We start from the raw sequence: 12,155 nt of genomic DNA, 5'->3' as shown, positions 1-12,155 counted from the left end.
GGTTGTTCCGACTCGCTTATTAAGGTGATGAGACGGATGAAAGGCTGGCATAAGCTTAAGAAATACGTGATGGCGGATCTGTCTCAGGATTCAAGCTCCTATGCTTCCTTTTCTCTTGGACACTGGGAAGCCGAAGCGACAGCCGAGGATTCGGAGTCAACGCTTGAACAGGCTCCGGCAAAGATGCCTCGAGTCGATCCTTTATGGGGGGAGGAAGGTCCTCTCCTGATCGAAATAAGCTTGAACGACAATCTCGACTGGTTAAAACGGCGATTCTCCTATCCCCTAAACAGCGGGCTCGTCATCCGTCCTTTGGTCATCGGCGGCGGGTCCTTGGAAGGTGCGGTGATTTACCTAGAGAGCCAAGTAGATTGGCAGTACCTGAGCCGAACGGTGGTCCAGCCGTTGATCGCCGCGAACCTTCCGGGTGATCCGCCTCTTGACGTGCAAATGTTGACGCTACGAATTTTAACAAATAGTCACGCAACCACTACCACCTATTTAGGGGATATCGAGCAAAACGTATTGAACGGCTCGGCAGTCGTAATCGTCGACCGATTAAAGGAAGCCGTTATCGTAAATGTCGAAGATGAAGAAAAAAGAGCCTTAGAGAGCCCGAAAACGGAAAACGTGGTTCGAGGACCGCAAGTAGGCTTCACTGAAAATCTGCAAACGAACTTATCCTTGATCAGACGTCGGCTTAACACGCCCGATCTTATTGTCGAATCCGGTGTCGTCGGCAAAATCTCGCGAACCCGGATCGCGATCGTTTATTTGAAAACGATCGCCAACGTCGAGCTTGTCAACGAAGTGCGCACGCGAATCGCCGCCATACAAATCGATTACGTCGGCGACAGCGGGATGGTCGAGCAGATGATCGAAGACAGCCCTAATTCCATCTATCCGGGGATGCTGAATACGGAACGGCCGGATCGCACGGCGGGGCAAATCGCCGACGGATACGTCGGCATTTTAGTGGATAACTCCCCGTTCGCGCTGATCGTCCCGGCAAATTTCCCCCTGTTCCTGCAAACCTCCGAGGATGCTTATCTTCGTTGGCAATATAGTTCCTTCATTAGGATCATCCGGACGATTGGATTTTTTATGTCCCTCTATTTGCCGGCTCTCTATGTCGCGATCGCCAATTATCACCATGAAATGATTCCGACAACGCTTATTCTCGCGATTGCCGGCACCCGCGAGTCCGTTCCGCTTCCCGTTGCGGCGGAAGCGTTCTTATTGGAATCGATGTTCGAGCTAATCCGGGAAGCCGGAGTCCGGATTCCGAGCGTCATCGGTCCGACCATCGGCATCGTCGGAGCTCTGATACTTGGCCAAGCGGCCGTTCAAGCGAATATCGTCAGCCCGATCGTAGTCATCGTCACCTCCGCGACGGCGCTAGCTTCTTATACGATCCCCAACTATAACATGCAATTTACGACGCGAATTCTCCGCTTTGTTTATTTGGGCTGCGCCTCTTTTCTCGGCTTGGTCGGCGTAGTCCTTTTGTCTATGATGCTGTGGGCGAATTGGGCGGCGAGCAACCGTTTCGGCGTACCTAACCTTGCTCCGATTGCGCCCTATCGCCCAAGCGAAGATACGCTTCTCCGTGCTCCGATGAAACTGCAATCGAGTCGCCCGCTATCCGTGCGTCCCCGCAAAACACGCAAGTTACCGGACGTTCAAGGCGATGCTCCCTCTCTCCCTCCCGAGCAAGGGGAGACGCGCCCGTGAGAAAACACCAGATCGGAGTTCGCGAAGTGACGTCTATCGGGATCATATTTGTTATTACGAAAATCTTTTTGCCCTTTCAAAGGTCTCTTTCCGAAGCCGGCGGAACCGCGGCATGGATGATCGCGCTCATCGCCGCCGTTTTGAGTCCCCTGACTTGGTGGGCCATCCGAGGCATCCTTCGGAATGCAACGCAAGGATCGACGCTGATCGATGCGACTGAAGAAATCTGGGGGCCCTTTCTGGGCACTTTGTTGAATCTCGCCTATTTCTGCTTTTTCTTCACGATCTCGTTTCTCGTGCTTCGGGAGTTCGCGGAGCTTCTATGTTCCGACATCTTGCCGCGAACGCCTATCAACGTAATGCTGATCTCCCTGTTGCTTCCCATCTCCGTAGTCGCTCACCGCGGCATTGAAACGCTGGGACGCTTATGTTGGGTAGCCGTTGGATTAATCGTAGGGAGCGTCATTATCGTGCTTATCGGCGGACTATTGACTCATGCGGAACCTAAAGCATTATCCCCTTTCTGGGGAACGGGCATGTCCAACGTGTTGAAGACGGGGATCGTAAAAAGTTCCTTGTTTTCGGAAATGCTCGTATTCGGATTCCTGCTCCCTAGAATGCGCAAATCGCAACAATGGGGACGCTCGGCCTGGTGGTGCATGGCGATTTCCGCCTTTACGATTTTCAGTACCACGATCGTCTATCTTTTCGTTTTTCCTTATCCGACGGCAATCCGATTAAACGTCCCGATGTTCGAAATGAGCCGGCTCATTATTTTCGGAAGATGGATCCAGCGTTTGGAGAGCGTATTCCTAATCACTTGGCTGATTAGCGCCGTTCTGAAGCTTGCGATCGGATTATATTGTTCCGCAGCCTCGATGTCTCAAATCCTGCGGCTTCCCAAGTTTCAGCCTCTCGTTTTTCCGCTTGCCATCCTTGCGTACGGTTTCGCTTTGCTCCCCGGTAGCGAGATGACCGCCGTCGCATGGGACGGCGACCTCTTGCGTACCTATGGCTCCATATTTTCCATAGCCCTTCCGATGATGACCTGGCTCGCCTTCATCGTAAGGCGCGGAAAGAAGAAACAGTCATGAAAGGACTCTGGCGTAACGGAGCTAGCTTGTTGTTTCCATTGTTCTGTTGGCCGCTTCTGACAGGCTGCTGGGATCGACTGGATCCAGAAAATATGGCCTTCATTATGGCTATCGGCGTTGATCAGGGTCCGCGCAACGATTATATCTATACTTTTGCCGTTGCCATGCCGAAGTCGAGCAGCGGTGCAGCCGGCGGAGGTGGGGGCGGCTCGAATGACAGCTCTCAAAAGATCGTTGACGTGTTTTCCGTAGAAGGCGACAATCTGGCGGCTACCTTGCTCGCAAGCCAAAGCTTTGTGGCCCGCAGGTTAACGCTAATCCATTCCAAGGTGTTCGTTCTTGGCGAAGGCATCGCCCGCCAAGGAGTAATGCCGGTCTTAAGCGAGGTGGTGCGAAATGACGAATTCCGTCGGACCGTCAACATACTTACGACGAAGGGACAGGCCAATGCATTTATTCAGCACATTAAGCCGAAGATGGAGAAAGATATCAACTTATGGTTCGAGTTAGAGTTGGACCCCCATAATATCGGGGCCGTCACTCCGAGAAACTCCCGGTTTCACGACTTTATCGCCGATATGGAACAACCTGGAACCGGCGGAATGACGATTTTGTCCGCCGCGAGTCCCGATGTTGATAAAGGCAAGGGAAATATATCGGACGGGGAAGACTCTTCCGAGTCGGAATCGGAACCGCCGATTACCGGCGATCAATACGCGGGCAGCTTGCGAAGATCCGGGGAGGTACCCGTCGATTTTTTCGGCAGCGCCGTATACAAAGGCCAAAAGCTGGCCGGTTTTCTCACCGGGGCGGAAACAAAAACGCTTAATATGCTGCGCGGAGAGTTCGAAAAAACGATATGGGAGTTTCGAGATCCTTCGGATCCGAAATATAATCTAAGCATTAATATGAATTCCCAAAAAAAAGCGCGCATGAATTTAAAACGGACGAAAGATCAAATTCGGGTCACCTTTCATGTTCAAATGGAAGGGGATTTAATGGGCTCCTTGTCGACCGTGGATTATACCCAGCCGGAAAACCGAAAAAAGCTGGAACGGTCCATAGAAAATCAAATGCAAGACAGAGCTTCCGACTTGCTCGATAAAACGCTCTATAAATGGGAAAGCGATTGTTTCCATATCGGTAATCGCCTCAGAGCCAATTTCCCTACCCTGCAGAAGTGGTATGCCTATAAATGGAGAGAGCATATCAAGGAAACGAAATACGAACTGGACATTCGCTTTAGAATGCGCCGTCATGGGGACCAAGTAGGTCCGGCTGTAGAGGGGGACAAATTGAAAAAATGATTATACAAATCGCGAAAATTGGCTTGCTGGCCGTTATTTCTTTGTGGGCAAGCTTCTATATCGGAAGCTTGACACCCCAGCTCTGGCGGCAAAAAAACTACAGGGGCTCTGTAGGGATTGCAGTGCTCGCCTGCTTGACCTTTATTTTGCCGTTGGCGTTCGCGCAATTCGGAAATGGTTGATTGAGCGTGTCTTAGAGCCAAAAGAAATTGCGGTCAGTACGTAATTTCTCTGACCGCAATCCTGTCTACTGCTGTGCTTCTTAATGAGTATGTTGTTCTGAAATTTGACTCAAAGCTTCGCCCGCTTCATTGGCGTAAATATTTATCCTTGCCAAATCGCCAATGGCACAAATCCCGATCATTTCGCCATTACGTACGACCGGAATACGGCGGATTTGATGTTCGGCCATCAGACGAGCGCATTCATGTACATCCATCTCGGGCGAACAAGTGATGACATTCGTTGTCATACAATCATGACAGTGAACGCTGTTGCAGTCCTTACCGTCGGCAACGCAATTAATGACGATGTCGCGATCCGTAATCATTCCTATGACTTTGTTGCCCTCGCAAACCGGAACAGAACCGCAATTAATCTCTCGCATAATTTTTGCTGCGGTTGTTACGGAATCATGCGGCTTACAAAACTTCACGTTTTTCGTCATTACTTCGGATACCATAGTCATGTTTATCATCCTTTCTCTCTGGATAGATTTTTCACCTACGGTATTTTCCGCGTATTGCTCCAACATTATTCCCAAATTCTCAAGCCCCGACGTTAATCCGTAGAAGTGCTATAATGAAATAAGATTCAAGATGTCATTCAGTCCATGAAAGGGAAGGAGAAACATCCATGAATACGAAACAATTAGATCGAATCCGTACGGGAAAAGGCTTTATCGCGGCCTTGGATCAAAGCGGAGGAAGTACTCCCAAGGCTCTGCTGCAGTACGGCGTTAAGGAAACCAGCTATTCCAATGAGGAAGAGATGTATGCCTTGGTGCACGAGATGAGAACGCGTATTATTAAGAGTTCCGCGTTCGATTCCAAGTACATTTTGGGCGCGATCTTATTCGAGAATACGATGGATCGTTCCATCGACGGACAGCTCACCGGAGATTATCTGTGGGACAAGAAAGGAATCGTTCCTTTTCTGAAAGTCGATCAGGGACTTGCCGACCTCGAGAACGGCGTTCAGCTCTTGAAGCCGATTCCCGGATTGGACGACCTTCTGAAGCGCGCGGTTGAACGGAACATCTTCGGAACGAAGATGCGTTCGGTTATTAAGGAAGCGAATGCTGCCGGAATCAAAAAGGTCGTCGAGCAACAGTTTGCCATCGGTAAACAAATCGTAGAGATGGGGTTAGTTCCCATCATCGAACCGGAAGTCGATATTCACAGCGCGGATAAGGCAAACTCGGAGAAGTTATTGAAAGACGAGATCCTCTCTCACCTCTCCGCTCTCGACAATGGCGTACAAGTCATGCTCAAACTGTCCATCCCGACGGAAGACGACTTCTACGCCGACTTAATGAAGGATCCGCATGTTGTCCGAATTGTAGCTTTGTCGGGAGGATACGCGCAAGCGGAAGCCAATGAGAAGCTGACGCGTAATTCGGGTTTGATCGCCAGTTTCTCGCGTGCCCTGTCCGAGGGACTAACCGCCGGTCAGACCGACGATGAATTCGACGCGATGTTATCCAAGTCCATACAAGACATCTATGAAGCCTCCATCACATAACTCCAGATGCATAGATAGTTTAACGCCCCCGAGCTTATTATTAAGCTCGGGGGCGTTAATTCTATGTCCGGCGCATATAGGCGCGTACAGTGAGGGGAGCGAAGATCGCCACGATGACGGCGGAACCGATCAAGGAAATCGAGAGATCCCAACCTACCGTTCCGGAGTTCGCTAGATCCCGAACGGCCGTAACGAGGTGCGAGATCGGATTGATTTTAACGAACCACTGGAGCCAATCCGGCATGGTGTCGACTGGCACGAATGCGTTAGAAAGGAAAGTGAGCGGGAACAACACGATCATCGATATCCCCTGTACGCTTGAAGCCGTACGAGCAATGACGCCGAAGAAGGCGAAGATCCAACTGATTGCCCAAGCGCAAGCAATGACAAGCAGCGCGGCAATGGCTACGTGACCCAGGCCGCCTTCGGGCCGATATCCCATAATAAAACCCATCGTGAAAGTAAGCACGGTAGCAATGGTATATCGGACGGTATCTGCTAACAGAGCCCCCGCAAGCGGCGCGATACGCGCGATAGGCAACGACTTAAATCTATCGAACACGCCTTTATCCATATCCTCGCGCAGTTGAACGCCGGTAACGATAGAAGTCGTGATTACGGTTTGGACGAGTATTCCGGGAATGATTACGGGTAAATAACTCAGCACGTCGCCGGAGATGGCTCCACCGAAGATGTAGGTAAACATAAGGGTAAAGATGATAGGTTGTAGCGTAACGTCGAACAACTGCTCGGGCGTTCGCCGAATCTTCAGCAAACCGCGGTAGGCCATCGTTAACGAGTTGCGTACCGATTGGCCGAAGCTCGTGCGGTTTTTCAGCTTGCGACCGGCGCCCGGCTTAATCATCGTACTGTTCATACTCTTGCCACCTCCGATTTATTCGATTCATCCGATATCGACGATGCATCATCCTTCACGCCGTGACCGGTAATCGTTAAGAACACCTCGTCAAGGGTCGGCTTCTGCACGCTCATCTCGGCCAAATGAATGCCCGCCTCGCGGAGGGCAATCAACAAATCGGTGACCAGGTCGGCGTTCGCCATCGGAGCGGTAATTTTTCCGGCTTCCGACGACAATTTTGCCTGAACTTTGAGTATCCGCTCGATCGTTCGGCGAGCATCTTCGATGTCTTGCGAATCTTGGACTTTTAATTGTAACGACGAAGTGCCGACAGACGCTTTCAGTTCGTCCACGGTGCCTTCGGCGACGACTCGCCCCACATCGATAACCGCGATCCGGTCGGCCAATTGATCTGCCTCATCGAGGTATTGCGTCGTTAGGAGAACGGTCGAACCCGTCTTCACCAAGCGGCGGATCGTATCCCACATCTGCGCGCGAGTGCGCGGGTCCAAACCGGTAGTCGGTTCGTCCAAGAAAATGAGCGGCGGCTGCGCGATAAGGCTCGCTGCCAGATCCAATCGGCGACGCATGCCGCCCGAGAAATTTTTGAGCGGTCGCTTCGCAGCCTCGGTCAAACCGAATTCCTCCAGCAATTCCCCGGCTTTCCGACGGGCCTCCGTACGACTCAACCCGAGCAAACGGGAGAAAATGATCAGGTTCTCGGTTGCGCTGAGCGACTCGTCGACCGATGCGTACTGACCGGTCACTCCGATCAATTGACGGACGATCTGCGATTCTTTCGCCACGTCGTGTCCGAAAATTCGCGCCGAACCCGCGTCCGGCCGAAGCAAAGTCGCCAGCATTCTGATCGTGGTTGTTTTACCTGCCCCGTTCGGACCCAGCACGCCATAGATCGAACCGGTGCGCACGTTCAAATCCACCCCGTCCACCGCGCGATTATCGCCGAATGATTTGACGAGCCCGCGCGCTTCCACAGCCCAATCGCCATTGTTTGGATTTATTTCTTTCATTGCAATTCCTCCTATATAACTGATTCCTTAGGAAGGAATGTTAAACCAGATTTATGAACTGAATATGAACCGTGCTCCGATCGACAACCTCATTTCATCTCCTCTTTATAATCCTGATTGTCTCTCACGTTTACGGTTACTGTGATTTGATGATTGAGTTGAGGAAACCACGTCTCTTTCCAATTCTTAAGTTGCTGATCGTTCATAATCGGCCGAAAAGCTTGACCGTTACCGAGAATATCCGCTTTTAGAGAGCGCAGCTTATCGGAAATGACATGCGCTCGTTTTTCAAGCAAGCCCTTGATTTCGAGGGCGATTTCGGCATTGGTCTTTTCGTTTTTGTTCTCGAGAATCGAAATAACCAGATGAATTCTACTTTGCAGGTTCGGCCCGGATGAACGCCACCTTGCCTTATTTCGAATGGTTGCTTTCTTAATGAGGATACTCGCGTCTGAGGATAGTTCGATCGTTCCGTCCATGTATCTTTCTTGGAAAATGTTGTTGATTAATGTTTCATTGGCAGAGAGCGTTCCTACCATCCGATCCCGGCTCATAATCGCCGAGCCTTGAAATTCGAACAATGTTCTCTCGCCGGCTTGAACCAGCGGAACTGCGAAGTCTTCCGTATAGGAATACACGCTCCGGTACGCTTCCCACAATCGGTTAATGGAAACGTCCGGCGTCCATCCGGCTTCTTCGCTGAAATAATCGTAGGAAGATACTTCCGGAGTCCGTTTGATTTCATGAAACAGCGTCTTCTCAAAATCGCCGGAAACGATCGCTACCATGCTCTTGATGGAAATATCGTTGGATCGCATGGCGAAGTCCACGATATTCTTGATTCCTTGCTGCGCGAGCTCCTGACTAATTAGAAACAACCTCACATGCATCAAATCTACTTCTTTCTCCGCTTTCGTGCGAATGATTTCCACCGCCTTGCTGATCGACTTCGATTCGCCCTCCAGAAATTGCGTCCCCCCTTTAATGTCCGGGACTTGCAGGATGATTCTGTAATTATCGTTTTGTCCCTTGCTAATCCCCATGACAACCGGCAAATAGCGCTTGTTGATATCCTTCACATCCCAGCATCCGCTCAGGATGGCCACAAAGATGAACAATACGGGAAAGCAAATCAGGGCCCGTTTCAAGTTTGACGCCTCCTTTGCCGCATGCTTGAGATTACGGTCGCGACAGGAACAACCAGAATACCGTAAAGAAATAAAAACGTAATCATGGCGTCGAAGCGATTCATACTATGCATGTTAGGAATCTTTAAGCTTAACCCAAAAACTGCAATGCCCATCGTTAGCGCCAGCCATTTCCCCGGTATTGGAAAAAGCAAGACCCGAATTAGGAGAATCGCCATCCAGAGCGTCACCGCAGCATCCAGGAAGCTAAGCGCGCTGGCCGCGACGACGAAAAATGAAGGCAACCAATCGAACACGACCCACTCCAAATCGATCGTATCGGAAGCAAGCAAAGTGGGATGTATAAGGAGCGTGATCGATTCGTGCCCGAATACGAAAAGAGGGACGTAAACGACGGCCAAGTAAAACAAGACAACGAGAGAAAGGACAAGCCACATCTTCCGGAGCTTTATCGGCTTATCCAAATTAAGCATGCCAAGAAATAAAAAACCGGCGTAGGCATACATGCTGACGTAGAAGGACGGTTTTCCGACAAAGGAAAAGCTCGGGTTCCACAAAGGAAAAACATTATACATATCAAAGTTTTTATAACTGATCAACAACGAAAAAAGCACGAACGGAACGAACAGTAAAAGCACGGCTGTGCTCATTCGGGCGATTACGAGCACCCCTTTATTAGCCGCGTACGCTGCCAACGCTACATAGATCATCGCAGTCATCCATAACGGCGTCTGGGGAAGCAAAATGATGTTAACTTCGGAAACTTGATGATTAACCAACGAGATCAAATGAGTAACGAGGAACAAAAAAAAGGGCAGAAGAATGAGCATGGCCCCCCACTTCCCGAACGTCCCTTTAATGATTTCCACCATATTTTTACCCTTCGACATGGACAAGCCCTTTAGATAAATCCATAAAAAAACTATTTCCAGCAAACAACCTGCCAAGATGGGTTCCCAATGCCCCTTTGTCGTCGACTCGAAAATGCCGACCGTGTAAAAAGATAGAGCTGCCGACAGTTGAATTTGCAAGAACAGTATGAATATCATTCTTTTAGTCATAGGCAGAATTTCCTTTCAAATGAAGGCTTAAGTAAGACACGGACAACGGTTTGAGGCCCGCCAAATATACGCAAAACCATAACAAGGCGGCCTCCAGCCCGAATATGCCGAATATCGCGCTTAGAAATAATGCCCCATATTTGAAAATTCGGATTCCGATCGTATTGATATATCCCGTAATCGTAAAATTGGCGATCGAAGACGCCGCTAAAATAATGATCAGCAGATTACTGACCAGGTGGGCTTGAACGATCGCTTGTCCGAGAATAATGCCCCCGATCATCGTTAACGTCGGACCTATGCCTTTGGGAAGACGTATCGTCGCTTCGATAACCAACTCGAACAAAAGGAGCATGAGGCATACTTCCACGATGGACGGATAGGGAACGCCTTCTCTGCTTTCCGCAACGGAGAGAGCCAATTGGATGCGAAGGAGTTCGGGGTTCACGGCGTTAAGAATGACATATAGACTAGGCGTTACGATAGAAAATAAAATTCCCGCGATTCGGATAAAACGATAGAACAATCGAAACAAGACCGGATTGTTCAGGTCCGATCTAAGCGACCACAGGTCCTTAATGATAGCCGGGAATGCCAGCGCGAAGGGAAACTGGTCGATTAAGACGATTACTTTGCCGGCAAGCATGTTCTGAGCGGTCTCCTCGGACAATTCCGACGAAAGATAGGAAGGAACGAGGGAAATTCTGGGCTGCTCCAACAGCTTCAATAAGTCCGATACGTTATGAACATCTGCGGCCCTGTTTTTGGCTAGCTTCTGTTTCATAAAATCTACAACGTTCTTATGTACCGCTCCTTTAAGGTAAACCAATGCAATTTCTCTATGCGTGTTCGTTCCCGTCGTATAAGCTTCCGCGGCAAAGTCTTTTCGTTTTAGCTTTTTGCGAAGCAATCCGATATTCGCATCGAGATTTTCCGTAAAGGAATCGAATGCTCCTTGAAGCGGCTGCACGGTCTGAGGCGACATGATAGGGCGATTAAGCACGAGTTCTACCGGAGTGATTATGAGCGGCGCGTCCAAGCCGTTCAAGCTGACGATCGCTTTCCCTTCGAGCAAACAACCGGCGAGATCAACGGAAGACGGGGCGGCTTGGGTCGACTGCCCCAGCAAAGATTTCATCATACCGACGGTTTCGTTCAAATCGACAAGCGATTTCAAATAATACAAGGTCATTTGATGATCGCCCGCGGAAAAGGTACTGCTTCTAAAATCGGCGCTCGTTTCCATTTGCTCCATGAGCTGCAGTTCCCATTTCGCCTTCTTCAAATCGTTCACGCGAATCACCTCTGCCATAATTTGCGCAGAATTCCATTCATTTATGTGCGTAATTACGTACAGCTATCCCATCACTCCTATCGGGTTCGATTTATATTGTCTATGTGCCAGAAAAATTGATAAAGTAGAGATAGCCTAGATTGCAAAAGGGAGATTTAGAAAAATGGCGACAACGATTTTAACTGTGGATGACGATGTTCATTTGCAAGAAATGCTACAGCTATTTCTTAGCGCCGAAGGCTTTATCGTCCATCAAGCTTTTAACGGGGAGCAATGCATTAGCTTTCTTAATCAGCAACAACCGGATTTGATTTTATTAGATATTCAAATGCCGGACACGGACGGTATAACCTTATGCCGGCAGATCAGAACTCTCTATCATCGCCCTATTCTGTTTCTTACGGGTAACGCTCAGCAGGAGGATTTGGTTAATTCTTTGCAGGCCGGCGGCGATGATTTTATTACCAAGCCTTACAATCACATAGAATTAGCGGCAAGAATTCGTTCCCACCTCCGTTGGGGCAACCTGCTTAGCAAAACCAAGGAGACCGCAAATAAACTCAGTTTTCCCGGACTGGAAATTGACCTCAACCGTTTAACGGTCATCGCCAACGATCAACCCGTTGCTCTATTGGCTAAAGAGCTCCATTTGCTGATGACGCTCGCGCAAAGTCCGAAGAGGGTTTTTCATCCCCGACAACTATACGATTTAATATGGAACGATATCACGGGTTACTCTTCCGATCTTATCAAAGTACATATTCATAAACTGCGCAAAAAAATCGAAGCCAACCCGATGCAGCCCGTCTATATTCGGACGGTTAAAGGGTTCGGGTACAAGTTCGAAATTGACGGATAGCTACAACTATGGATCCGGAGCAACA

At 49.5% G+C, this 12,155-nt stretch carries 12 protein-coding genes; 6 read left to right on the top strand and 6 right to left on the bottom strand.

Going from position 1 to position 12,155, the window contains the following annotated elements:
- The first annotated feature begins 36 nt into the window (after nucleotides 1-36).
- Genes D7Z26_RS07335 through D7Z26_RS07320 form a run of 4 tightly spaced genes read left to right on the top strand, consistent with a single transcriptional unit; the run spans nucleotide 37 to nucleotide 4,317 of the window.
- Nucleotides 37-1,734 carry a spore germination protein gene (locus tag D7Z26_RS07335; protein ID WP_158602239.1) on the top strand — a complete coding sequence of 566 codons (1,698 nt, stop codon included), beginning with the start codon at nucleotides 37-39 and terminating at the stop codon, nucleotides 1,732-1,734.
- Nucleotides 1,731-2,828 (top strand): GerAB/ArcD/ProY family transporter, encoded by a 1,098-nt coding sequence (locus D7Z26_RS07330; protein WP_158602238.1) that lies wholly within the window; start codon nucleotides 1,731-1,733, stop codon nucleotides 2,826-2,828. Before D7Z26_RS07335 ends, D7Z26_RS07330 begins: the two co-directional genes overlap by 4 nt.
- Entirely contained in the window at nucleotides 2,825-4,135 is a 1,311-nt protein-coding gene (locus D7Z26_RS07325) for a Ger(x)C family spore germination protein (protein ID WP_158602237.1), read from the top strand. The genes D7Z26_RS07330 and D7Z26_RS07325 overlap by 4 nt, the downstream gene beginning before the upstream one ends.
- Nucleotides 4,132-4,317 (top strand): hypothetical protein, encoded by a 186-nt coding sequence (locus tag D7Z26_RS07320; RefSeq protein ID WP_120975409.1) that lies wholly within the window; start codon nucleotides 4,132-4,134, stop codon nucleotides 4,315-4,317. The genes D7Z26_RS07325 and D7Z26_RS07320 overlap by 4 nt, the downstream gene beginning before the upstream one ends.
- A gap of 80 nt (nucleotides 4,318-4,397) precedes the next feature.
- On the opposite strand, the gene D7Z26_RS07315 is transcribed toward D7Z26_RS07320, so the two are convergent.
- Entirely contained in the window at nucleotides 4,398-4,823 is a 426-nt protein-coding gene (locus D7Z26_RS07315; protein WP_120976488.1) for a CBS domain-containing protein, read from the bottom strand.
- Nucleotides 4,824-4,990: 167 nt separating this feature from the next.
- Between D7Z26_RS07315 and D7Z26_RS07310 the strand changes: the two genes are divergently transcribed.
- Complete coding sequence (locus D7Z26_RS07310) at nucleotides 4,991-5,878, top strand: fructose bisphosphate aldolase (protein ID WP_120975408.1); 888 nt, start codon at nucleotides 4,991-4,993, stop codon at nucleotides 5,876-5,878.
- Between the two features lie 61 nt (nucleotides 5,879-5,939).
- Here D7Z26_RS07310 and D7Z26_RS07305 read toward each other — a convergent pair whose 3' ends face one another.
- The 5 genes from D7Z26_RS07305 to D7Z26_RS07285 form a co-directional block, all read right to left on the bottom strand.
- Nucleotides 5,940-6,755: an ABC transporter permease gene (locus D7Z26_RS07305; RefSeq protein WP_120975407.1), complete on the bottom strand. Its 816-nt coding sequence runs from the start codon at nucleotides 6,753-6,755 to the stop codon at nucleotides 5,940-5,942.
- Nucleotides 6,752-7,768, bottom strand: a complete 1,017-nt coding sequence (locus tag D7Z26_RS07300; RefSeq protein ID WP_120975406.1) for an ATP-binding cassette domain-containing protein — start codon at nucleotides 7,766-7,768, stop codon at nucleotides 6,752-6,754. The genes D7Z26_RS07305 and D7Z26_RS07300 overlap by 4 nt, the downstream gene beginning before the upstream one ends.
- 89 nt (nucleotides 7,769-7,857) lie before the next feature.
- Nucleotides 7,858-8,916: a Ger(x)C family spore germination protein gene (locus tag D7Z26_RS07295; protein ID WP_120975405.1), complete on the bottom strand. Its 1,059-nt coding sequence runs from the start codon at nucleotides 8,914-8,916 to the stop codon at nucleotides 7,858-7,860.
- Nucleotides 8,913-9,977 (bottom strand): GerAB/ArcD/ProY family transporter, encoded by a 1,065-nt coding sequence (locus tag D7Z26_RS07290; protein WP_120975404.1) that lies wholly within the window; start codon nucleotides 9,975-9,977, stop codon nucleotides 8,913-8,915. Before D7Z26_RS07290 ends, D7Z26_RS07295 begins: the two co-directional genes overlap by 4 nt.
- Entirely contained in the window at nucleotides 9,970-11,271 is a 1,302-nt protein-coding gene (locus D7Z26_RS07285; protein ID WP_158602236.1) for a spore germination protein, read from the bottom strand. The genes D7Z26_RS07290 and D7Z26_RS07285 overlap by 8 nt, the downstream gene beginning before the upstream one ends.
- Before the next feature lie 163 nt (nucleotides 11,272-11,434).
- Here D7Z26_RS07285 and D7Z26_RS07280 point away from each other — a divergent pair, with 163 nt between their 5' ends.
- Nucleotides 11,435-12,130, top strand: coding sequence for a response regulator transcription factor (locus D7Z26_RS07280; protein WP_120975402.1), 696 nt, complete (start codon nucleotides 11,435-11,437; stop codon nucleotides 12,128-12,130).
- Nucleotides 12,131-12,155 lie beyond the last annotated feature (25 nt).

The organism is Cohnella endophytica (assembly GCF_003628305.1).
Taxonomy (GTDB): Bacteria; Bacillota; Bacilli; order Paenibacillales; family Paenibacillaceae; genus Cohnella; species Cohnella endophytica.
The sequence above is the reverse complement of the archived record's forward strand: the minus strand, read 5'-3'. Positions and strand labels throughout refer to the sequence as shown.